Genomic DNA, 23,569 nt, shown 5'->3' on the forward strand with positions numbered 1-23,569 from the left:
ACACACGCAACGACAACAATCGGCCAATGAGGGACGAAGTTTCGGCTTTGCGTCGCCATCTCATCCGACAATCCGCTGCACGAAATCGGCAAATGCCCGGGCTTTGGCGCTAGCCAGACGACCTGTCGGAAAGACCGCCCACAGCTCAAGTTCCGGAAGTTTCCAGTCTTCGAGTACACGTAGCACTTCACCACTTTGAAGTTCGGGCCAGAACATCCAGTCCGATGTCACTGCCAGTCCCATGTCGGCTTTTACTGCTGCGCGGATGCCCTCGGCGGCAGTAAAGCGAACTCGTCCTGCAACGGCGACCGAAGCTTCTGTGCCCTGTCTGTGGAAGGTCCAGCTGTTGCCGAGCTGGGTATAGACCAGCGCCTGATGCGCTGCGAGGTCCGCAGGCACCTGCGGGACGCCATGTTCTTCCAGATAGGCTGGTGTCGCGATCACAGAACGACGTCCGGTGGCAATCTTGCGCGCGATGGCGGAGGAGTCTGCAAGCTCGCCCATGCGCAAGGCGACGTCGATGCCCTCGGACACCAAATCAATAACACGGTCGTCCAGAATAACATCGACCTCGAGGTCCGGATGCCTTGCCATGAATTGCGGCAGGTGAGGAAGGACCATGATCCGCGCAAATGTGGTCGCTGCACAGACCCGCAGACAGCCCGCTAGACCAGCGCCCGCGCCCTTTGCTTGCAACTCCGCCTCATCCGCCTCATGGATTGCCAGCTTCGCGCGCTCGTAGAAGCGTATCCCGGCATCGGTCGGCGTCAGGCCGTGGGTCGACCGGATCAGCAAACGGACTTGCAACCGGTCTTCCAGCTGCGCGATCGTCTTCGAAATTGCCGGCTGACCGACGCCGATCCGTCGCGCCGCCGCCGAAAAGGATCCCGTATCCACTACCCGCACGAAGGCGGTCATTGCTTGCAGTCTGTCCATTTAGCTATTCCCATCTGGAATAAGTTTTATCGCCACAAGCTGCCTGCCGCAAGCCGCGAGGAATAGACAAAACTCTCTCCAACGACCACGAACCGACGGAGATGAAGATGATTGACATTTACGCCTTTGCCACCCCCAACAGCGTGAAGGTAACGATCGCACTTGAGGAACTCGGTCTTGCCTACACGTTGAAGCCGGTCGATATCCGCAAGGGCGAACAGAAAGATGCTGCCTATCTCGCGCTCAATCCGAATGGCAAGGTGCCCGTCCTGGTGGACGACGGCTTGGTTCTGACCGAGAGCGCCGCGATCCTCATCTATCTGGCGGAGAAGACCGGCAAGCTGCTGCCGAGGGACGGCGAGGCCCGTGCCCGCGTCTTCGAGCAACTCTTCTTCCACGCTTCTGGCTTAAGCCCCGCCTTCGGCAATGCCGGCTTCTTCAAGCGGTCCTCACCGGAACCGCAGCCGATTGCCGAAGCACGCTTCACCACAGAAGCCGAACGCATCCTCAGCCTCCTCGATGGCAAGCTTGCCGGTCATCCGTTCATCGCGGGCGATGCCTTTACCATCGCCGACATTGCTCATTTCGGCTGGCTGTGGCGCCGGCAATTCCCCGGCCTGACGCTGGAGAACCGCCCGAACCTCTCCCGCTGGTATGACACCGTGGCAGGGCGCCTTGCCGTCCAGCGCGCCATCACCCGCGTCGAGGCGTTGCTCGAAGCCCCGACCTCCGCGGCCTGACCCAATCGCCTTCTCTTCAGCCCCACCGCACAACACCAAGAAAAAAGGAATACCCCCATGTCTCGTTTTGATACCTACAAGAACAGCTTCCCGAATGCCCGCCTGACCCGTTCGCCAAGCGGCGTACTCGAAATCGCCTTCCACACTGAAGGCGGCAAGCTCGTCTTCAACGGCCATACCCATGAGCAATTCGTCGACCTTTTCCATCAGGTCGGCTCCGACGCTGACAACCGCGTCGTCATCCTGACCGGCTCGGGCGACGCCTTCATGGATGCGATCAGTCCGGAAGGCTTCGATTTCTTCTCGCCGTTCGGCTACGACAAGATTCTGCGCGAGGGCAAGAAAGTCCTCATGAACATTCTCGATGTCGAAGTGCCGATGATCACGGCGCTCAACGGCCCGATTCTCCTGCACTCTGAATATGCGCTGCTGACCGACATCATCCTTGCAACCCCGGAGACGATCTTCCAGGACAAGCCGCATTTCGACTTCGGCATCGTGCCGGGCGATGGCGTCAACCTGCTCTGGCCGGAAGTGATCGGTAGCGTGCGCGGCCGCTACTTCATCCTGACCCGCCAGGTGCTGGATGCCAAGACCGCCCAGGACTGGGGCGTCGTCAACGAGATCGTCGCGTCCGACAAGCTGCTCGCTCGCGCCCACGAGATCGCCGAGGGTATCGCAGCGCTTCCGCCGCTCACCAGCCGCTATACCCGCATTGCGCTCACACAGAAGCTGCGTCGTATCGTCGACGAAGGCGCCGGTTACGGCCTGGCGCTCGAAGGCATCAGCGCCGCCGAAGTGGCCCGCTCAATGGATGCCAATGGCTGATCGCTCCCCCATACATCACCGGGCTTCAGCGTGAAGCCCGGTACGTCCCCCATTCAGATTAGAAGAGCAAAACCATGACACTCCAATCCAAACTCGATGCCTTCAAGGCTGATTTCGAAGCCGGCAAGCCGCCCTACAACGTGCCCTATTCCGTCATCGGAACCATGCGCCGCGCCACTGCCGAGCTGATTGCCTCGGGTGCCGCCCATAAGGCGCTGAAGGCCGGTGACCGCCTGCCGGAATTCACGCTGTTTGATCCTGACGGCAAGACGGTTTCGTCCGCCGATCTTCTGGCACACGGCCCGCTGGTAATCAGCTTCTACCGCGGCGTCTGGTGTCCCTATTGCAACATGGAACTTCAGGCCCTTGAGGAAGCGCTGCCGAAATTCCGGGAACTTGGTGCGACCTTGGTGGCGATCTCGCCGCAGAACCCGGTCAATAGCCGCAAGTCTATCCGGCAGAACAACCTGTCCTTCCCGATCCTGTCGGATCCTATGAACAATGTCGCAGCCACCTTCGGCCTGCGCTTTGAGATGCAGGATTATTTGGTCGACCTTTATAAATCGCTCAAGAACGACCTTCCGGCCTTCAACGGCGATCGGAGCTGGACCCTGCCGATGCCAGCCCGCTACGTCGTCGGACAGGATGGTGTGATCCTCTACGCCGAAGTAAACCCGGATTATACCCATCGTCCGGAACCGGAAGACATGCTGCCGGCGCTCAAGCTCGCCGCAAGCCGCCGCGACGCCGTGTGAGCCACTCAACCCCTAAGGGCCCTGCTTCGTTAAGAGGCGGGGCCGGAGGTTTTTTCCGATGAAGAGAACATTCCTGATCACCGGCGCCAGCAAGGGTATCGGTCTTGCCCTGGCGCAGCGCCTTGCCGCCCGCGAACACACCGTCATCGGCATTGCCCGCAACCCGACAGACGCCTTTCCGGGCCCGCTCCACACACTCGATCTTTCCGAGCGCGCCGGCAATGAACAACTGGCAGCGATCGTCAAGGACAGCAATGTCGATGGCGTGGTCAACAATGTCGGACTGGTCAGGGCAGCCTCGCTCGGTAACATCGCCATCGAAACGCTCGAGGAGGTAATGCGCGTTAATCTGAATCCCGCCCTGATGGCCGTTCAGGCGGCATTGCCCGGCATGCGCGCACGCCGCTGGGGACGTATCGTCAACATCTCCAGTCTCACCGTTCTCGGCAGCGTTGAGCGGACAAGCTATGCCGCCGCCAAGGCCGCGCTCGTCAGCTTTACCCGAAGCTGGGCCCTGGAACTCGCGCCGACCGGGATAACGGTCAACGCCGTCGCTCCGGGTCCCACCGAAACGGACCTATTCCGGGCGAACAATCCAATCGGCAGCCAGGGCGAGGCGCGCTACCTGTCCGGCGTTCCTATGCAGCGCTTCGGCCAACCCGATGAGCTTGCCGCCGCGATCCAATTCCTGCTCTCGGACGATGCCGCCTTCATCACCGGGCAAACCCTGCACGTTGATGGAGGCGCTTCGATCGGGAAGTCTTTACTGTAGCTTCTTGAGCCTGCTTATCGCCCATGCCGTATCCGTTTCAGACATCGGCACCACGAGAGGTATACGGACGGTATATGTGTTCAGGATCACGCCTCGCGTGACATCGCCGTCCCGCTTCGGGCACAAAGTGCAAACTTGTCCACAGTCACATGTCAGGACGCAAGAGATGCGATATTCTTTACCCGAAGGGCCTTGGTTCCTTTGCGCCTGACATCCTTTCCTGTGAAAGCCCTTAGGTCCTTTTCTGAACAACCGGGATCAACAATCGCACGGCCAAGCCCCCAGCTGCGTTCACTCGCGCCTCGACGTCGCCGCCGTGAACATGGATCGCCCGTTTGGTGATGGAAAGGCCGAGGCCGAAACCTGTGGGTACATCTGTTTTGGCACCAGCGCGCTCAAAGGGTCTGAAGATGTGCTCCAACATGTCTTCCGGAACGCCGGGGCCATCGTCTTCGATGGTAATAGCGAAACGTTCTTCCTGGCTGGAGGTCGAGACTCTAACGGACGCCCGCTCGGGGCAATATTTCAGCGCATTGCGGACAACGTTTTCGACCGCGCGATAAATCAGTTCTCCGTTGACCGTCATCACATAAGAAGAAAGTCCGGCATATTCGATGGAGATGTTTTTTGAGGCGCTTTCGAATTCGCTGTTTTCGATAATCTCCATGATCAGATCGACAAGGTCGACCGTCTGAAACTGAAGGACGCCTGGAACACCGGCGTTCAGCCGAGCCAGTGTCAGGATTTCATCGACGAGATCATCGATTCGCGCGATTTCCCGTTCCAATCGCTCTACCATGGCCCCCATCCGGGCCGGGTTCATTCTCAACAGGCCGATCGCAGCCTGCATGCGCGAGAGTGGAGAGCGCAATTCATGGGAGACATCATGAAAAAGACGCCGCTGCACATCGTGGAACTCCTCCAGACGCGCGGCAGTGCGGTCGAAATCGTGGGCAAGAGCCGCAACCTCGTCACTCTTCTGTCCAATTCGCTGGCCGATGCGCACGGAGAATTGACCCTGGGCCAGTGCGCGAAGGCCGTCCTTCAGCAGCTGCACCGGTTCGGTCAGATATCGCGCCAGCCAGAGCGCGGCCCCCACTGCTGCCAAAAGGGCGGAGAGCCATGGCAGCGTTCGAGGGAAGAACCAGTTGGCCATACTGCTGTCTGCTGGTTTCGCGGAGAGCCTGTAGCAGTCCCCCCTGCTAACGACGATCCGGCTCCAGCGATCGTTCAGGTCCTCAACGCAGTCAACGGTGACCGGGACGCGTGCGATGTTCAGCTCTGCGCTAGAAGACGTCCTGTCGAGAGAGTTTGTGAAGGTTTGCGCTGCTGAGAGACCATGCTTGCGCAGGAGTTCGCTCGCCGATGAAAGCACGAGCTTCGCCTCGCGTTCATTCAGATCGGTTAGAGACGGTAATCGGCTGGTGAGCGTGGCGACTCCGAGAACAAAACCTATAGAGACCGACATGGCGAGCCAGGTGACAAAGAAGGCCTTAAGGAAGAGCTTGTGCATCAGGTTTCCTGGAGTAGCTGGTAGCCTTGGCCGCGCACAGACTTGATCCATGTCGTGCCGTCGGTCCGACTTCCCAGCTTCTGCCGAACGCTGCTGATATGAACGTCGATGCGACGATCGTAAGGGGCAAGACCCCGGCCGAAAACGTGTCGGGAAATCTCCTGCTTCGACACCAACTGTCCAGCATTACGAACCAGAATTTCCAGGATGCTGTATTCCGTCCCGGTCAGTTCCACCGGTGTATCGTAAAGCTTGGCGGTGCGCGTCCCAGAATGGAGCGCCAGTTCGCCCGCCCTCAGATTGTCCACCTCGCCTGCACCTGGTTTGCCCGCGCGACGCAGGACTGCCCTGATCCTCGCGACGAGTTCTCCTGGCGAACACGGTTTGGCGATATAGTCGTCCGCTCCAAGATTGAGACCCGAAATGCGATCCACGTCATCACCCTTGGCGGTCAGCATGATGATGGGGACTTCGCTGCGTCTGCGAATACGCTGAAGGGCGTCGATGCCGTTCATTCTTGGCATCATGACGTCGAGTATGATGATATCAACCCCGGCATCCGCTATCTGGACAATTCCGGCGCGCGCATCGTCCGAACTCTCGACCTCGAACCCCTCTTCCACCAGATATTCGCTGAGCAAGGAAGTCAGTTCGACATCGTCGTCGATGAGCAGGACTTTTGGCATTTGAGTTCTCGTTTGAATTGCAGGCAGCATTACACCGATGACCGGTCTGCCACAGCGGTTTTACGCAGTTTAACCTATTCTTAACAGCGGTTAACGCTCGCTCGTTTATCAAGGTCCTACAGTGAAAAGTTGGACCCTTGGTGTGCAGTCAATCCCGTTTTTTCCAATGATAAAGGCCCCCAGCGGCGCGGGCGCATGCCCGACGCGGCAACAACCCCTTTTCCCGATGAAAAGGATTGAACGGCGATGAAGGCACGCGACAACATGCTTGCGCGCTTATCGGCGCTGCTCGGGGTCAGCCTTACGGTCAGCGGTTGCGTTGTTGGTCCCGACTACGAGAAGCCCGCCTTGCCGCTGCCGACCAGCTGGTCCTTCGCCGGCAAGGCGACGAAGGAGCGTTCGGCGCCGACGCTGAGCGCATGGTGGGTGCGGTTCAAGGACCCGGCACTCGATCAGCTGATTGCCATGGCTGTCCAGTCCAACAAGGATGTCGCCAGGGCGAAGGCGGCTGTGCGCGAGGCGAGAGCGACGACCGCCAAGGAGGGCGGCAGCCTTCTGCCGTCGGCATCGGGCTCAGGTTCGATCACACGCAACCGTTCCCAATCGACGGGAGCCGGCATACAGGACTACACGCAATATCAGACCGGTTTCGATACGAGTTGGGAGATCGACCTGTTCGGCGGCAATCGCCGTACCATCGAGGCGGCGCGTTATTCTGAACAATCTTCCGAAGAAGATTTGCGCGATACCCTGGTGACGGTGATCGGCGATGTCGCCTCTAATTACATTCAGGCGCGCGAGTATCAGGAACTGACGTCGCTCGCCCAGCGCTCGGCGATCTCGCAGGGCAGAACGGCCAAACTGACGCGCGACCAGATCGAGGTCGGCTTCGTCTCACGCGTCGATGTCCGAAAGGCCGAGGCACAGGCGGCCTCCACCGAAGCAGATATCCCCTCCCATCAGATTTCCTACGCCAAAGCCGTCAACCGGCTTTCCGTTTTGACGGCCACCCCGTCATCCGACATTGAGGCCATGCTTTCGAAGCGGGGCCGCATCCCACCGCCGCCGGGCAGGACGTCTGTCGGCATTCCGGCAACCGTGCTTGCAAGCCGGCCGGATGTTCGCGCCGCAGAGCGCGAACTGGCCCAATCGACCGCGAAGATCGGCAAGGCCGAGGCTGACCGCTATCCGTCTTTCAGCCTGACGGGATCAATTGACAGTTCCTCCAGCAGTTTGAGCGACCTCGGGAAGAAATCGACGATCGGCTGGTCCTGGGGTCCGCAGATCAGCGTCCCGATATTCCAGGGTGGTCAGTTGAAGGCGGCCGTCGATATCGCAAAGGCCCAACGCGACCAAAAACTCATGGACTATCAAGCGACGGTCCTGACAGCGATGGAAGAGATCGACAATGCGATCATTGCCTACAACAGATCGGGAACGCGCTTATCGGCGATTGAGAAATCAACCCGTGGCTACCGGGATGCCGCCAAACTCTCCCGCGAGCTCTTTAAGTCTGGCGAGAACGACCTCTTCGATTCACTGGATGCGGATCGCTCACTCTATTCTGCCGAGGAGAAGCTCATTGAAGCAAAGAGCGACATCGCAACCTATTACATTTCGCTCATGAAGGCGTTAGGCGGCGGCTGGGACGGAGCCGCCAATGTTAGCGCACCGCTCGTCGTGGACGAAAATGATGGCCCGCATCTGTCCCGATTGAATTGAACATGACTTGCCGGGCCAGGTGTGCTCCCCCGCACCCGGCTTGGCACTGTCGGCCGTGGTCCTGACCCACCGGCAGCGGAGGCATCGTCAACATGCGATGCCTCCGACACCCTGATCCGATGTGCTACTCCTCACGTCAAAGCCACATAATCACATGGCACACCTTAGAGGCTGCCTCAAAAAGAGGTGGGTGATTTCAACAGGTTATGATTCCTTCGGATTTGCAAAGATTCGATGGAGTTCACGATGGCGTGGACTGAAATCACCCGTCGGCAATATGCCCGGCGAATAGCACGCTACGCAAGTGACATGACGGATCGGGAATGGGTGTTGGTTGAGCCTTTTCTGCCGATACCCCGCCGCTTGGGCCGTCCCCGCACCACTGATTTGCGCGAGGTCGTCAACGCTCTGCTTTACATCGCCACGACCGGTTGCCAGTGGCGCATGCTGCCGAAGGACTTTCCGCCCTGTTCAACCGTCCAGCGCTATTTCTATGAATGGCGGGCACTGGGACTTTGGACACGCATCAACCATCATCTGGTGATGGAGGCTCGCGAGTTAGAGGCCAGAGAGGCAAGTCCGACGGCTGGCGTGATCGATAGCCAGAGCGTGAAAACCACGGAAAGTGGCGGCATACGAGGCTATGATGCGGGCAAGAAGACGAAAGGTCGCAAGCGCCATATCATCGTCGATACGCTTGGCCTGATGGTCGGTCTCATGGTGCACAGCGCCGACATCCAGGATCGCGATGGTGTTCCCGATCTCCTGAAATCCATCCGCCACCGGTGGCCATGGTTGCTGCATGTCTTCGCCGATGGTGGCTATGCGGGCGACAAGTTGAAGCGGCGACTGAAGAAGCTCGGGCGCTGGACGGTCGAGATCATCAAGCGCTCGGACAAAGCGAAAGGCTTTGAAGTCCTGCCACGGCGCTGGGTTGTCGAGCGAACCTTCGCGTGGCTTGGCAGATGCCGAAGACTGGCAAAGGACGTCGAAAAGTCCATCGCCTCCTCAGAGGCATGGATCATGATCGCCCACATTCGCCTGATCACCAGGCGGCTTGCAAGGTATCGATATCATTGAAGGCTTTTCGAGTCCGACTCTTAGGCGCGCGGTGATGAGCTACGAGCTGCTGACGCTGCCTCTTCTTCGATCCCTATGCAGGCGAGGTCTATGGCGAGAAGTCCGGCCGATCGTGCCATAACTCTTCGTCTTCCGTTCTGCGCATTCCCAGATCGAAGATCTTGGACATATAGACGGTGTCGAAGGGGTTCAGAGGCGAATAGGGCACCTGCTCATCGATCGACGCGACGTTGAAGTCGAAGCCACTGCGGATCGAATAGTTATAGAGCGCCAGCAGCGCCTCCTTCGTCTGCGATTTGACCAAGATGGCATAAGCGCGTGTCGTCACCGGAAGTATGCCATTCTTGACGACGGCGAACTCCGGGATGAGCGCGTTGTTGACGATAATATAGAAATGCAGTTTCTTGACGCCACTCGGCAACGAACCGCTTGCGAGCATAGCTTTGTCGGGTAGACTGAAAAACTGATCGGATGTGCCTCCGTCAGAATGCATTTCCTCGATCGTGCCGCCCTTGCTTGTTGCCTTTATCATGACCGCGGGGAAAATACCTGGAATGCTTGCGGATGCCAGAAGCACGTTTTTGAACAGTGTGGCGGCATCGGGTCGCTCACTGGCGGCGATTGCGCCCATGTTCCAGATGACCGCCCGTTGGGAATCGAGATTTGTAGTCATCACGAACAGGCGGCGTCCCTTGCGATGCTCGGCTGCCACGGCCTCCAGCAGGTCCGTCGTGACATAGGAATCGACCAGAGAACGCAGCGCGTGCCCTGTCAGCAGACTACTGCCGAATATTGCACCGGCGCGCCAGTTGACATCAACCAGTTGCTCGGCCCCTCCACCCGTATAGAGCACTTCAAGAGAATGGTCATATTGAGGGCCGAGGAAAGCAAAGGGGGCAATCAAGGCCCCCGTGCTGACGCCGGTCACCACATCGAAGTTCGGTCGATCGCCGCGCGCGGTCCAAGCGTTGAGTATGCCGGCTGTAAACGCCCCGCCTGCGCCCCCTCCGGAGATACAGAGTATGTTCAATTCCCGTTGGAGGGCTTGAGGTTTCCATTCTGAGGCCGGCTTAAACTTTTCGGGATCGGCATCCGCATAGACGCGAATGCGATCGAACCCGCTGAGCTGAGCAGACCTTGCCTGCTGCTCCGTATAGGCGATCCGCGGCGCCATGGCGCACGTCGAAAGTCCGAAACCCACCACACTCACGGCCAAGACCCATCGGAATATAGAGAAAGGGTGAAAAATACCGAGCATGAAATTCGCTTCCAGAGATCTGGGCTCACCCAGTCCACATCGACAAAGAGGATCGTTAACGTTTTGGGGTGCGGGGCTCTGTGTCGTCTGGACGGATCAACGCGCAGTCTTCGCCATCCGATCTTCAGCTGCTTTACTCTGTCGATGGAGGCAGCGGCGGTGCGTATTCGCTCGTTCGCTTCAATCAACTTGCAGGAATTTTCAGGGTCGCGACCCCTTGGTATAGGCCCGTGGCGACGAGCGTCGTCGATGGAAAAGCCAGATAATCCCCCGCTCGATGTCGTCGATCAGCGTGTAGACCACCGGGATGACGAGCAGGCTGAGGAATGTCGACGTGATAAGACCGCCGATGACCACCGTCCCCATCGGCTGGCGGAAGCTCGGATCGCCCTCAACCAGGCTGAACGCGGCCGGAGCCATGCCGGCAGCCATGGCGACCGTGGTCATGATGATCGGCCGCGCCCGCTTGTGGCAGGCATCTACCATGGCCTCGAATCTGCTCATTCCTCCTCGCCGAGCCTCGATCGCATATTCCACCAGAAGGATGGAGTTCTTCGAGACGATGCCCATGAGAAGCAGAAGGCCGATGACGGCGGGCATCGAAAAGCTGGTTCCCGTGACCACCAGCGGGAAAAGTGCCCCGCCCAGTGCGAGCGGCAGTGCCATGAGAATGGTGACAGGCTGGAGGAAGTCGTGGAACAGAAGAACCAGCACGCCATAGAGGCAGAAGACGCCGATCAGCATCGCCGTGGCAAAGCTGGAAAACAGTTCAGTCTGCCGCTTCAGGTCGCCCTGCTGCGTGAATGTCACGCCCGTCGGCAGGTTCTTGTAGCTATCGAGCTTCTGCGCCTCGGCATTGACATCGGAGAGGTTGCGGCCATTCAGTTCGATGGTGATGGTAACGTTTCGGGAACGGTCCAGCCGATCGATCTCGCTGGGCGAGGATCCGACCTTGATATCGGCAATGGCCGCCAGCGTCACGTTTCCGTCGGTTCCGGCGACCGGCAGCAGCTTAATCTGATCCAGGGTTTGCCGTGCGCTCTTGTCCAGCATGACGCGAATGTCGATCTGCCGCTCCGGCAGGTTGATATGGGCCAATGCCGAATCATAGGCGCCGGATGTCGCCACCCGGATGGCATCCGAGATGGCTTCCGAGGTCACCCCGTAAGATGCCGCCCTCGCCATATCAGGAGTGATGACCACTTCCGGCGACTGCAGGGCTGCCGACGACGTGACATTGCCGATACCGAAGATATTTGCGCGAACGTCAGCCTCAAGCTTGGAAGCCGCTTCCTCAAGGGCGTGGGAATTGTCGCCGGACAGGGTCAATTTGAGTTCCGTTCCGTTTCCGCCGGTGCCTACCTTGATGCGCGCACCCGGTATCGCGTCTACCGCGGCGCGGATCTCGCTCTCGATTTCCGTCTGCGTGACATCGCGGTCGTCTATATTGGTCAGGTTGACGACGAGCGTTGCAGATGTGACGGAACTCGAACTGCTGCCGCTGCTGCCCATTCCTCCGGTCGATGCGCTGCCGGTCGCCTGGAACACGCCGGTGACGTGTTCAACCGTTTCAGCTGCGCTTGCGACTTGGCCGGCGATAGCGTCCGTCTGTTCGATCGTCGTTCCGGGCGCGGTGGTGATAGATATCTGCGTCTGGCTGTCGTCAGAGGCCGGAAAGAAGCCTGTGGAGAGGCTGCTCAGCAGGAGCAGCGTCGCACCGAAAAAGACAAGTACGCCAATGACTGGAATCCATCTCCGTCGCAATGCTCCCTTCACCACACCGATATAGTTGCGCATCAGCCAGCCGTCTTCTCTGTTGGCCTGCGCCTTCGTCTTCATCATGTAGGCCGCCATCATCGGCGTCACGAAACGCGCCACGAGCAGCGAGCAAAAGACGGCGACCGACGCCGTGATGCCGAATTGCTTGAAGATTATCCCGATGACCCCGCTCATGAAAGCCGTCGGTAGGAAGACCGCAATCAGTGCGAAGCTCGTGGCGACAACCGCCAGACCGATTTCATCGGCCGCTTCCATCGAGGCGTCATATGCGGATTTTCCCATATGCATGTGCCGCTCGATGTTTTCGACTTCCACAATCGCATCGTCGACGAGAATGCCGACCACAAGAGAGAGAGCCAGCAGCGTCACGGTGTTGAGACTGTAGCCCACCAGATCCATGATCAGAAAGGTCGGTATGATGGACAGCGGCAGGGCGATCGCGGAAAGCATCGTGGCCCGCCAGTCCCACAGGAACAGGAAGACGACGATGACAGCAATCACAGCCCCTTCGTAGAGCATGTCCATAGAGGCGCTGTAGTTCTGCTCGATCGGCAGGACCGTATTGTAGCCTTCCTCGATCTTGACTTCGGGATGGGCGACTGCGAATTCCTTCATCGCCTCGGCGACATCGTCTGCAACGGCGAGGTCGGAATAACCCTTGAGGCGCTTGATCTGTGCGGCGATGACAGGCTTGCCGTTCAGATAGGCGAGCGAGGTCAAGTCCGCGTTGCTGTCGGTAATGGTTCCGAGCTCGTCCAGGCGAACCCAGCTGCCGTTGGAAAGCGGAATGGGCAGAGCCCGCAACGCCTCGACACTGTCGGCAGCCGCCGCCACACGCAGGTTCTGCTTCGCGCCGCCTATGTCGGCCTCGCCGCCGGAGAGGTCACGCTGGACGGCCTTCAGCTGCGTATTCACGTCTTCGGCGGTCAGGCCGAGCCCGTTCAGCAGATTCGGATTGAGTTCGACGCGCACTTCGCGATCGACGCCGCCCAAGCGACCGACCTCGCCGACGCCTTCAACCCTCATCATGGCCTTTTCGATATCATTGTCGATGAACCAGCTCAGTTCCGCATCGCTGAGTTTGTCCGAGCTGACGACATAGGTGACGAGTGGGGAAGAGCCGAGATTGCTCTTCGATACGGTCGGCGCATCCATGTTGGGCGGCAGTTCGCTCTGAGCCTGGTCGACGCCATTCTGGACCTCGTCCAGCGCAACCTGCGTGTCCTTGCCTACCTGGAAGGCGACGGAAATCGAAACCGAGCCGTCCGTGATGGTAGTCGTCACGGAGTCCAGCATTGAAAGGCCGGTCAGTTGGTTCTCGATCTTCCTTGCGACCTCGGTCTCCAGCTGCGATGCGGCTGCACCATCGAGCGTCGCTGAAATATTGATCGTCGGCAGGTCCATATCGGGGAAGTTCTGCACGTCGAGACGGTCGAACGCCATCAAGCCGGTGATCGTCAGCAGAATGAAGGCGAGAATCGGCGGAACCGGATTGCGGATCGCCCAAGCTGAGAAGTTCATTCGCCGGTCCCCTGCTTCGACTGCTCGGTGGTCTTGCTGCCGTCCTGTTCGACGACCTCCACGGTCGAGCCATCCGCCAAGAAGGCGCCGCCGGACTGTACCACCTCGCTGTTTTCATCGAAGTCGTCGACAAGCTCGACCCGGTCATCCTCGCGCCGGTCGGTCGTGACCTTGACGCGGCTGACTTTGGAGCGGTCTTTGCTGTCCAGGACGAACACATAGGTAAAGCCGTCCGACTGGACGATCGCGGAGGTCGGCACGCTGATCGCCTTGCGCTCGCCGATCTCGAATGTGCCGGTGACCATCACACCGGTCTTGGGCTCGAAAGCGTCGTCGCGCTTATCGAGCGCGACATAGACCTTGACGCGGCCATTGGTATCGGAAGCGCTGGGCGCGATCTGGCGCACCCTTCCTCTTACGGGATCGACCGGCGTCGGAATCTCGACGGGCGTTCCTATCTTGATGTCCCTCAGTTGAATGAGTGGAACTTCCGCCTGCCACTCGACGCGGTTGTCGCGGATCATCTTGAACATCTCGGCGCCCTGCGCCACGACGTCGCCGAGGGCTGCGCTGCGCGAAGAAATTGTGCCGTTGCTCACCGCCAGGATTCGTGTCCGCTTCAGATCAAGCTTTGCTGACGCGAGTTTTGCCTGCGCCGATTCGACATCGGCCTTCGCCTTCCGCTCGCTGACCAGATATTCCACGATCTGTTGCTGGGACACCGAACCGGAACCCTGTAGCTGACGGGCCCGGTCGGCATCGGCCTTTGCCTGCTCGAGTGCGGCTTCACTGGAGTCGACCGACGCCTGCTGCTCGGCTAGGTCGTTTTCAAGGCTCTCTCGCGAGAGTTCGACGAGCACGTCACCTTCCTTGACCTTCTCACCGACATCGGCGTTGACGGCAATGACCTTCTGCTGACCGATTTCGGCGGAGATCACGGCCTCCTGCCACGCTGTAATCCACCCACTGGCCGTGACCTCGACCGGCCACTGCGCCGTCTGCGGCTTTGCCACCGTTATCGTCAGCGCCGCCGGCGAACTCTGGCCGGAATCTGCAGCTTCCTGTTTGGCATCTTCGGCAAAAAGCGAACCGGAAAGCAACAGACAAGCCAATGAACAGGTGATCAGCTTTTTAGCGGGCGAACAAACAGTCATCAATCAGCCTTCGGGATGAGTCGGAGCCGTTAGGCCAAGGGGGGCCCTTCCATACCAGGGCCTCGTCGGATCTGCGGACCTCCAGGTCTGCGTGAGGATACGGATGGGGTCCCATGACGTTATCAGCAAGCCTGGATGCCCTCGCCGTGGGGTTTTAGAGCGCTCCAATGTAAAGTTGGGTCAAGAATAGGATAAGTTCGGCAAAGCTTGCGTCACTGGAGAAAATAGCAAGAGCGCGCAGGTCTCCTTCGTTTTTAGATTTTGGAACGTGCGGGTCCGTGGTCCGGTCTGACGCTCTGCTTTCAATCACGGCGCTGATACCGAAACGGCGCAGGGGCGCGCTCCATGTATGTCGCCACAGGACGATCTATCGGCAGAGGGATACCGCATCTCGACCTGGCCTAAAAAACGACGGTGCGACCGCGCCTCGGGGTGACCGACATCAATGATGCTGCCAGCCGGGCGAGGCCTCGACCGAGCAGGCGGCGTGGTTGACCTAAACTCGACACCGTCGGTCATGGCAAGGACTTCCGCGAGTCTCGCCGACTTGAGGCAAGCGCTCGAAGCGGTGCCGCTTCCGGAGGCACACGATGCCGACCTGAGACACACTTCCATTCAGGTTTTAGGGATCAAGAACATAGATCGGCTCCCGTGAGGGCGGTGGCGGCCCTTTATCTTTTCTTTATTCCCGTCACAGCTCTTGCCCATCGAAGCTTGACCCGAAGTGCCGTTAATCCTGTGTCGACATAAACAGGAGAAACGGACATGTCCGACCTCATCTTCATCGCACTCGGCGGCGGCACGCTTTACGCGCTTGCGCTCTATGCCCGTGCGCTCGACCGGCTGTGAGAGGTTCCGATGCTTGAACCTCTTTTCGGCCTCGCCGTCGCCATTGCGCTGGGCGTCTATCTCGTCGTGACGCTCTTGCGTCCCGAGCGTTTCTGATCGGGAGAGACTCATGACAATCGTCGGATGGCTGCAGATCAGCCTCCTCTTCCTCGCCGTCCTCTTCGTCATCAAGCCGCTCGGCCTCTACATGGCGCGGGTGTTTTCCGGCGATCGGACATTGCTTTCACCCGTGCTGGGCCGCATGGAGCACGGTCTCTATCGCGTGAGCGGCATCAATCCTGAGAAAGAACAAAGCTGGCTCGGCTACACGCTTGCCATGCTTGCCTTCTCTCTTTCGGGCTTCCTGACGCTCTATGCGATGCTGCGGCTTCAGGGCCATCTGCCGCTCAATCCGCAGGGCTTTGCCGGCATGCCCCCGGACCTAGCCTTCAACACGGCCGTCTCCTTCGTCACCAATACCAACTGGCAGAACTACGGCGGCGAAACGACGCTCAGCGATTTTTCCCAGATGGCCGGCCTGACCGTGCAGAACTTCCTGTCGGCCGCAACCGGGATGGCACTCGCCGTTGCGGTCACCCGCGCGCTGGCCCGTTCCAAGGTCGCAACACTCGGTAATTTCTGGGTGGATATGACGAGGGCCACGCTTTACGTACTTCTGCCGCTCGCCGTCGTCGTCGCACTCGCCTTTGTCGCCATGGGCCTGCCGCAGACGCTCGATGCCTCGGTGACGGCCACGACGCTCGAAGGCACCAACCAGGTTATTGCGCTCGGGCCCGTCGCATCCCAGGAAGCGATCAAGCAGCTCGGCACCAATGGCGGCGGCTTCTTCAACGTCAATGCCGCACACCCCTTCGAAAACCCGACTGTCTGGTCGAACTATCTCAACATCTTCGCCATGCTGTCGATCTCGGCTGCCCTCGTCTACAGCTTCGGCCAGATGGTCGGGAACCGCAGACAGGGCTGGGCGCTGATCTCGGCCATGGCCATCCTGCTGATTGCAGGCGTCGCCGTCACCTATTGGGCCGAGGCCCAGGGCAACACCATTCTGACGGCGATCGGCGTCGATCCGGCGCTTGGCAATATGGAGGGCAAGGAAGTCCGCTTCGGTCAGGCCATGACCGCGCTCTATGCAGCGGTCACCACTGGCCTCTCGGATGGCGGCGTCAACGGCATGCACGGTTCCTTCACCGGGCTGGGCGGCCTCGTGCCGATGTTCCTCATCCATCTCGGCGAAGTGCTGCCGGGCGGCGTCGGCTCTGGTCTCTATGGCATACTGGTCTTTGCGCTGCTGTCGGTCTTCATCGCCGGCCTGATGGTCGGGCGCACGCCGGAATTCCTCGGCAAGAAGATCGAAGGCCGCGAGATGAAGTTCGCCATGCTGGCCGTGCTGATCCTGCCGCTGGTCATCCTCGGCTTCACCGCGGTCTCCGCCATGCTGCCCTTCGCGGTGGTAAGCGTCGGGACGGCTGGCCCCCACGGTCTGTCGGAAATCCTCTATGCCTACACCTCCGCTGCCGGCAACAACGGCTCGGCCTTCGGGGGGCTGTCAGGCAACACGCCGTGGTACAACACCACCCTCGGAATCTCGATGCTGCTTGGCCGCTTCGCCTATGTCGTGCCGGTCATGGCAATGGCTGGGTCGCTCGCCGCCAAGGTGAAGTCGCCTGCGTCTGCCGGCACCTTTCTGACCGACGGCACGCTCTTCGTCGGCCTGCTAATTGGCATCATCCTCATTCTCGGCGGCCTGCAGTTTCTGCCCGCGCTGGTGCTCGGCCCCATCGTCGAACACTTTGCCATGCTCGCCGGCCAGACCTTCTAAGGAACCATCATGTCAACAGACTATAAGGCTCCCGGTCTTCTCGACCCGTCGATCCTGTTTCCAGCGATCGGCGATGCGTTCGTCAAGCTCGATCCACGCAAGCTTCTGCGCAACCCGGTCATCTTTGTGACCGAGATCGTCGCCGCCGTCGTGACGATCCTCTTCATCCGCGACCTCGCCCAAAATTCCGGCGGGGCCGGCTTCTCCTGCCAGATCGCCGCCTGGCTCTGGTTTACCGTGCTTTTCGCCACCTTCGCCGAGGCGATAGCCGAGGGGAGGGGGCGCGCCCAGGCCGACAGCCTGAAGAAGACCAAGTCCGAACTCGTCGCACGTCGTCTTGCCGCCAACGGCAAGACGGAAACGATCCCGGCCTCTAGTCTCAAGGTCGGCGATATCGTGCTGGTTGCCGCCGGTGAACTGATTCCCGGCGACGGCGACGTGATCGAGGGTGTCGCCTCGGTCAACGAAAGCGCCATCACCGGTGAATCCGCCCCCGTGATCCGCGAATCCGGCGGCGACCGGTCGGCCGTCACCGGCGGCACGCAGGTGCTCTCCGACGAGATCAGGATCAGGATCACTGTGCAGTCCGGTTCCTCTTTCGTCGACCGTATGATCGCCCTGATTGAGGGCGCACAGCGCCAGAAGACGCCGAACGAGATCGCCCTGTCGATCCTGCTCTCGGGCCTGACGCTGATCTTCCTGTTTGTCTGTGTGGCGATCTGGGGCCTGGCCGGCTATTCCGGCACGGTGCTCTCGGTCACGGTGCTGGCAGCCCTGCTGGTCACGCTGATCCCGACGACCATCGGCGGCCTGCTCTCGGCCATCGGCATCGCCGGAATGGACCGCCTGGTGCGGTTCAATGTCATCGCCACGTCAGGCCGCGCGGTCGAGGCCGCCGGTGATGTCGATACGCTGCTGCTCGACAAGACAGGCACGATTACATTCGGCAACCGCATGGCCAGCGACTTCCTGGTCGCTCCGGGCGTGACGCCGACCGAGCTCGCGGAAGCCGCCCTGATCGCCTCGCTGTCGGACGAAACGCCGGAAGGGCGCTCGATCGTCGCGCTGGCGACCGGTGAATTCGGCGTGGTCAGGCCGAAGGCGGAGTTCGACGCGGTCATAGGCTTCACCGCCGAAACCCGGCTCTCGGGCGTCGACATCGGTCAGCGCCGTCTGCGCAAGGGTGCCGTCGATGCGGTGCTGAAGTTTGCCGGCCTCGCCGATCAGGAAGCACCGGACGAATTCCTCCGGGCCGTTGAACAGGTCGCCCGCACTGGCGGCACGCCGCTCGGCGTTGCCGATGGTGACCGCCTGCTCGGTGTCATCCACCTCAAGGATGTCGTCAAGCCAGGCATCAAGGAACGCTTTGCGGCACTGCGCGCCATGGGCATCCGCACGGTCATGGTAACCGGCGACAACCCGGTGACCGCCGCGGCGATAGCCTCGGAGGCAGGTGTCGACGACTTCCTCGCCCAGGCCACGCCCGAGGACAAGCTCGCCTATATCCGCCGGGAGCAGCAGGGCGGTCGCCTGATCGCCATGTGCGGCGACGGCACCAATGATGCGCCTGCTCTCGCTCAGGCCGATGTCGGCGTCGCGATGCAGACCGGCACCCAGGCCGCTCGCGAAGCCGCCAACATGGTGGATCTGGATTCCAGCCCGACCAAGCTCATCGAAATCGTCGAGATCGGAAAACAGCTCCTGATGACGCGCGGTTCGCTGACGACCTTTTCGATCGCCAACGACGTGGCCAAATACTTCGCCATCATCCCGGCGATGTTCGTCGCGACCTATCCGGCGCTCGCAGCGCTCAACGTCATGGGTCTCGCCTCGCCCCGGTCGGCGATCCTCTCGGCGGTCATATTCAACGCGCTCATCATCGTGGCTCTGATCCCGTTGGCCTTGAGGGGGGTGGGCTACCGTCCGTCCGGTGCGGCGGCTCTCTTGCGCCGCAACCTTCTCGTGTTTGGCGTCGGCGGCCTGATCCTTCCCTTTGCCGGCATTAAGGTCATCGATATCGCCGTCAGTGCTCTTCATTTGGTGTAATCATGCTCAACCTTCTCAGACCCGCACTCACCCTCGTTGTCGCGATGACCGCGTTCACTGGTCTCATTTACCCGCTGGCGGTCTACGGCATTGCCCAGGCAGTGATGCCTGGCAGGGCAAATGGCAGCCTGATCGAACGTAACGGTATCGTTGTCGGATCCGTCCTTATTGGCCAGAACTTCATGGACCATCGTTACTTCTGGTCAAGGCCCTCTGCCACCATTCCGCAGCCCTATAACGCAGCAGCGTCGTCCGGCTCAAACCTCGGCACGACTTCGGTCAAACTGAAGGACCGGGTAAGGGCGGATGTCGCGCACCTGATACAAACCGGAATTGCGCAGCCGGTCTCAGCTGATGCAGTCACAACCTCCGGCTCCGGCCTTGACCCCCATGTCTCGCCAGCCTTCGCAGAATCGCAGGTTGCGCGTGTCGCAAGAGCGAGGGGGCTGCAACCCGCAGCCGTCGCAGCGCTCGTTGCGCAGCAAACCGAAAATCCAACCTTCGGCATTATCGGCGAAGCAAGGGTCAATGTGCTAGAGCTGAACTTGGCGCTCGATGCCCTCAAGATGTGAGTTCGTGAATGGCGGACGACGACCGTAGGGACGACCGACGTCCCGATCCCGATGCCCTGCTTGCCCTGGCGGATAAGGAACGCCGGGGCAAGCTTACCGTTTTTTTGGGAGCTGCGCCGGGCGTTGGCAAAACCTATATGATGCTATCTCGGGCAAAACGGCTCCAGGCGGACGGTGTGGAGATTGTCATAGGGCTTGTGGAAACGCATGGTCGCAGCGAGACGGCGGCCCTGCTGGACGGCCTCGAAATCCTGCCTCGGCGCAAGGTCGCCCATCGCGGCCGGATGCTTGAGGAATTCGATCTCGATGCGGCTCTCGAACGACGCCCGCGCATCGTGATCGTCGATGAGCTTGCCCATTCCAATCCGGATGGCAGCCGTCACCCGAAACGGCACCAGGACATCGAAGAACTGACGGTTGCCGGCATTGATGTCTGGACGGCACTCAATATCCAGCATCTTGAAAGCCTTGCCGATCTGATTGCGCAGATTACTGGCGTGACGGTGCGCGAACGCGTGCCGGACCTAGTGTTGAAACGCGCTGACGAAGTCCTGCTGGTCGACCTATCCCCGTCGGAGCTGATTGAACGTCTGAAGGATGGAAAGGTCTATCTCCCTGAAAGCGCCAGCCGCGCTGTCGACCGCTTTTTCCGCCTTGGCAATCTGACGGCCCTGCGTGAGCTGGCGTTGCGCCGCACCGCCGATCGTGTCGACGACCAGATGGTCGATTTCCTAAAGCAGAACGCCATAAGCGGTCCTTGGGCGACCGGCGAGCGACTCCTCGTCTGTGTCGGCTCCGATGCGTTATCGGAAAGGGTCGTGCGCGTTGCCAGTCGCCTTGCATCGGGTCTCAATGCGCCCTGGCTCGTCGTTTCGATCGAACGGGCGGACCGCGAGACTCAGACACCGGAGTACCTTGAACGAATAGAGGCCCTCTTCCGGCTCGCTGAACAGTTGGGGGCGGACACGCGTCGCATCATCGGCAACGACTTCGTAGAAGAAATCCTCAAGCTCGCGCGAAGGGAACACGCCACGCAGATCGTGCTTGGGCGCCGCAAGCGCAGCCGATGGCAAATGCTGACGACCCGCTCGTTGCCAGATGCCCTTTCATCGCAGGCAACCGGTCTCGGTCTCCATATTGTCACTGCGGACCAGACGGACACAGGCACGCGCCCAGGCAAGCATCGGCCGAAGACCGGTCCGCTTCGCCAAGCAGCACTCGCTGCACTCGGCTTCGTCGCAGTGGCGACACTCGTCGGCAAGAGCATCGACATGCTGGTCAACTTGCCCAATATCTCGCTGCTCTTTCTCCTCGCCGTTCTCGGCGCCTCGGTGAGCGGAGGTTATGCCGGCGCCTTTCTTGCAGCGGCCCTGTCGGCGCTTTCATACAATTTCTTTTTCATCAACCCCGTCCACACTTTCACCATCGCGGCCCCGCACGAAGTCTTTGCGCTATTGGTGTTCTTTGCCGTGGCGATGATAGCCGGCGGATTCGCCTCCCGCATCCGAGAGCAGGCGGAGGTCGCCCGTGTGCGCGCAACAGCGCTGCAGTCGCTTTACGACTTTTCTCGCAAGCTGGCGAGTACTGCAAAAGGCGATGACGCCATGTGGCTTGCTGTTTCGCAATTGCAGGCGAGCGTGAGGCGCAAGGTGGTGCTGTTGGTGCCCGGCGGAGGCGATCTCGCCGTGGCTGCAGCATGGCCGCCAGACGCCGAACTTAATGTCAGTGATATGACCGCGGCACGTTGGACACACGACAAGCGCGAGCCGGCGGGCTACGGCACGGGTACGCTGCCAAACAGCCGCTTCGAGTTCAGACCATTGCTTGGACCCCATGGCATCGTCGGGGTGTGCGGTATCGAGCATTCGGGGGAAAGCCTCGACCTGAATGCGGAACGTGCACTGACCGCAATACTCGACCAGACTGCCATCGCGCTCGACAGGGCTCGGCTTGCAGAGGAGACGGTAGAACAGGCGGCAAGGCTGGAGGGGGAGCGATATCGGGAGGCGCTATTGTCCTCCATTTCCCATGACCTGCGCACGCCGCTTGCGACGATCACCGGTGCCGTCACGGGTTTGCGTCAGTTCGGGGCCCGCATGACCTCGGAAAACCGCGACGACCTGCTTCAGTCGATCGAGGAAGAAAGCGGCCGTATGAGCCGCTTTGTCGCCAACCTGCTCGACATGACACGGATTGAGGCGGGCACATTGAAGCCCAAGCGCGACTGGGTGGATGTCGCAGACGTCATCCAGTCCGCTGTCGAGCGCACACGAAACCATGCGCCGGGACGAGTGATCGAAACCGGAATTGCAACTGATCTGCCGCTCATCCATGGCGATAGTGTGCTGCTTGGCCAGGTCCTGTTCAACCTGCTGGACAACGCGGTCAAATACGGCGGTGACGAGTCGATCAACGTTTATGCCCGGCGCGACGGCAAGGACGTACTGATCTCCGTGACGGATCTGGGCAAGGGCATTCCAGCCGACGATCTGGACCGCATCTTCGAAAAATTTTATCGCAGGGGAAAACCGGATGGGCGCGCACCAGGGACGGGCCTTGGTCTATCCATCGCTCGGGGCTTCGTGGAGGCCATGGGCGGAAGGATTCATGCCGAGAGCCCCGCGCTGAAGAAGAAAGGTACACGTATCGTCATGCGGTTCCCTGGAAGCATTGAAGCGAGAGGCGATGTACGATGAACCAGTCCCGCATCCTCGTGGTGGATGACGAGCCGCAAATCCAGCGCTTCTTAAAACCCTCGCTGACGGCTGCTGGTTACGAAGTGGTCGAGGCGGCAACAGGGGCCAAGGCGCTAGAGGCCGTGGCCACCCAAGCGCCCGATCTCGTCATCCTTGATCTCGGCCTTCCGGACATGGACGGTAAGGACGTCATCGCCAGCTTGAGAGGCTGGTCGGACATCCCAATCGTCATCTTGTCTGCCCGTGACCGCGAAAGCGAAAAGATAGCGGCCCTTGATCTCGGCGCTGACGACTATGTCGAAAAGCCATTCGGCATTGGGGAACTGACCGCTCGCATCCGAACCGCGCTGCGCCATCGCGGACGCCGCGATGCTATACCCACCGTCATGGAGATCGATGGCTTGACGATTGATCCGGTCAAGCGCCGCGTATCGCGCGATGCCGAGACTGTGCACCTTACGCCTAAGGAATACGACCTGCTGCTGCTGCTTGCGCGCCATGCGGGCCGAGTCGTTACGCACCGCACATTGCTGACATCCGTCTGGGGACCCGCCCACATCGACGACTTGCATTATCTGCGTGTCTTCATTGGACAGTTGCGCCAGAAGATTGAGCGCGATCCGACCCAGCCCCGGATCGTGCGCACGGAACCTGGCGTGGGTTATCGGATGGCTGAGCAAGAGTAACGTCAAACTCCATCACCCTGTCTGTGGTGCTCGGGTCCACAGTATCCGCGCGGACAGGGCTCCCCCACCCTTGGTCAAAAGAGGATGATCGGTTCACAGAGGCTGATGGGCAGGATCTAGAAAGAACCTCGCGGTCTGCGCTTGTCTGGCGTCTCAG

18 protein-coding genes are annotated in these 23,569 nt (G+C 60.2%); 12 read left to right on the forward strand and 6 right to left on the reverse strand.

The annotated features are described in order from the left end of the window. Window positions 1-60: 60 nt before the first annotated feature. Window positions 61-936, reverse strand: a complete 876-nt coding sequence (locus J2Z17_RS21385; RefSeq protein ID WP_209948057.1) for a LysR family transcriptional regulator — start codon at window positions 934-936, stop codon at window positions 61-63. A 107-nt stretch (window positions 937-1,043) separates the two neighbouring features. Here J2Z17_RS21385 and J2Z17_RS21390 point away from each other — a divergent pair, with 107 nt between their 5' ends. From J2Z17_RS21390 to J2Z17_RS21405, 4 genes are all read left to right on the forward strand, one after another. Beyond that, complete coding sequence (locus J2Z17_RS21390) at window positions 1,044-1,676, forward strand: glutathione S-transferase family protein (RefSeq protein ID WP_209948059.1); 633 nt, start codon at window positions 1,044-1,046, stop codon at window positions 1,674-1,676. Window positions 1,677-1,733: 57 nt separating this feature from the next. Further along, window positions 1,734-2,504: an enoyl-CoA hydratase/isomerase family protein gene (locus J2Z17_RS21395; RefSeq protein ID WP_209948061.1), complete on the forward strand. Its 771-nt coding sequence runs from the start codon at window positions 1,734-1,736 to the stop codon at window positions 2,502-2,504. A 74-nt stretch (window positions 2,505-2,578) separates the two neighbouring features. Further along, window positions 2,579-3,259 carry a peroxiredoxin-like family protein gene (locus tag J2Z17_RS21400; RefSeq protein WP_209948063.1) on the forward strand — a complete coding sequence of 227 codons (681 nt, stop codon included), beginning with the start codon at window positions 2,579-2,581 and terminating at the stop codon, window positions 3,257-3,259. A 58-nt stretch (window positions 3,260-3,317) separates the two neighbouring features. Continuing rightward, the gene (locus tag J2Z17_RS21405) at window positions 3,318-4,031 is read left to right on the forward strand and encodes an SDR family oxidoreductase (protein ID WP_209948065.1); all 714 of its coding nucleotides are present in this window, start codon (window positions 3,318-3,320) and stop codon (window positions 4,029-4,031) included. Between the two features lie 232 nt (window positions 4,032-4,263). Here the strand turns inward: J2Z17_RS21405 and J2Z17_RS21410 are convergent, their stop codons facing one another. Continuing rightward, window positions 4,264-5,544 (reverse strand): HAMP domain-containing sensor histidine kinase, encoded by a 1,281-nt coding sequence (locus J2Z17_RS21410; RefSeq protein WP_209948067.1) that lies wholly within the window; start codon window positions 5,542-5,544, stop codon window positions 4,264-4,266. After that, on the reverse strand, window positions 5,544-6,230 hold the full coding sequence (locus J2Z17_RS21415) for a response regulator (protein ID WP_209948069.1): 687 nt from the start codon (window positions 6,228-6,230) through the stop codon (window positions 5,544-5,546). The genes J2Z17_RS21410 and J2Z17_RS21415 overlap by 1 nt, the downstream gene beginning before the upstream one ends. Window positions 6,231-6,476: 246 nt before the next feature. Here J2Z17_RS21415 and J2Z17_RS21420 point away from each other — a divergent pair, with 246 nt between their 5' ends. Both J2Z17_RS21420 and J2Z17_RS21425 read left to right on the forward strand, forming a co-directional pair. Next, window positions 6,477-7,952: an efflux transporter outer membrane subunit gene (locus J2Z17_RS21420; protein ID WP_209948072.1), complete on the forward strand. Its 1,476-nt coding sequence runs from the start codon at window positions 6,477-6,479 to the stop codon at window positions 7,950-7,952. A 246-nt stretch (window positions 7,953-8,198) separates the two neighbouring features. Then, complete coding sequence (locus J2Z17_RS21425) at window positions 8,199-9,032, forward strand: IS5 family transposase (protein ID WP_209948073.1); 834 nt, start codon at window positions 8,199-8,201, stop codon at window positions 9,030-9,032. A gap of 88 nt (window positions 9,033-9,120) precedes the next feature. Here J2Z17_RS21425 and J2Z17_RS21430 read toward each other — a convergent pair whose 3' ends face one another. The 3 genes from J2Z17_RS21430 to J2Z17_RS21440 all read right to left on the reverse strand — a co-directional run bounded on the left by J2Z17_RS21430 (window position 9,121) and on the right by J2Z17_RS21440 (window position 14,744). Continuing rightward, entirely contained in the window at window positions 9,121-10,290 is a 1,170-nt protein-coding gene (locus tag J2Z17_RS21430) for a patatin-like phospholipase family protein (RefSeq protein ID WP_209948075.1), read from the reverse strand. Window positions 10,291-10,491: 201 nt separating this feature from the next. Then, window positions 10,492-13,590, reverse strand: coding sequence for an efflux RND transporter permease subunit (locus J2Z17_RS21435; RefSeq protein ID WP_209948078.1), 3,099 nt, complete (start codon window positions 13,588-13,590; stop codon window positions 10,492-10,494). Continuing rightward, window positions 13,587-14,744: an efflux RND transporter periplasmic adaptor subunit gene (locus J2Z17_RS21440; RefSeq protein ID WP_209948080.1), complete on the reverse strand. Its 1,158-nt coding sequence runs from the start codon at window positions 14,742-14,744 to the stop codon at window positions 13,587-13,589. Before J2Z17_RS21440 ends, J2Z17_RS21435 begins: the two co-directional genes overlap by 4 nt. 858 nt (window positions 14,745-15,602) lie before the next feature. Here J2Z17_RS21440 and kdpF point away from each other — a divergent pair. The 6 genes from kdpF to J2Z17_RS21470 are packed head-to-tail and all read left to right on the forward strand — an operon-like array spanning window position 15,603 to window position 23,412. Beyond that, entirely contained in the window at window positions 15,603-15,689 is an 87-nt protein-coding gene (kdpF, locus tag J2Z17_RS25630; protein WP_082352480.1) for a K(+)-transporting ATPase subunit F, read from the forward strand. Between the two features lie 13 nt (window positions 15,690-15,702). Then, window positions 15,703-17,412, forward strand: a complete 1,710-nt coding sequence (kdpA, locus tag J2Z17_RS21450; RefSeq protein WP_209948083.1) for a potassium-transporting ATPase subunit KdpA — start codon at window positions 15,703-15,705, stop codon at window positions 17,410-17,412. 9 nt (window positions 17,413-17,421) lie between these two features. Further along, window positions 17,422-19,458 carry a potassium-transporting ATPase subunit KdpB gene (gene kdpB, locus J2Z17_RS21455; protein ID WP_209948085.1) on the forward strand — a complete coding sequence of 679 codons (2,037 nt, stop codon included), beginning with the start codon at window positions 17,422-17,424 and terminating at the stop codon, window positions 19,456-19,458. Window positions 19,459-19,460: 2 nt separating this feature from the next. Further along, on the forward strand, window positions 19,461-20,030 hold the full coding sequence (kdpC, locus tag J2Z17_RS21460; RefSeq protein WP_209948088.1) for a potassium-transporting ATPase subunit KdpC: 570 nt from the start codon (window positions 19,461-19,463) through the stop codon (window positions 20,028-20,030). 8 nt (window positions 20,031-20,038) lie between these two features. Continuing rightward, on the forward strand, window positions 20,039-22,726 hold the full coding sequence (locus J2Z17_RS21465; protein ID WP_209948092.1) for a sensor histidine kinase: 2,688 nt from the start codon (window positions 20,039-20,041) through the stop codon (window positions 22,724-22,726). Continuing rightward, on the forward strand, window positions 22,723-23,412 hold the full coding sequence (locus tag J2Z17_RS21470; RefSeq protein ID WP_209948095.1) for a response regulator: 690 nt from the start codon (window positions 22,723-22,725) through the stop codon (window positions 23,410-23,412). The genes J2Z17_RS21465 and J2Z17_RS21470 overlap by 4 nt, the downstream gene beginning before the upstream one ends. The last annotated feature ends 157 nt before the right edge of the window (window positions 23,413-23,569 follow it).

Origin of the sequence: Heterorhizobium halophytocola (assembly GCF_017873095.1) — a bacterium.
GTDB lineage: Bacteria > Pseudomonadota > Alphaproteobacteria > Rhizobiales > Rhizobiaceae > Allorhizobium > Allorhizobium halophytocola.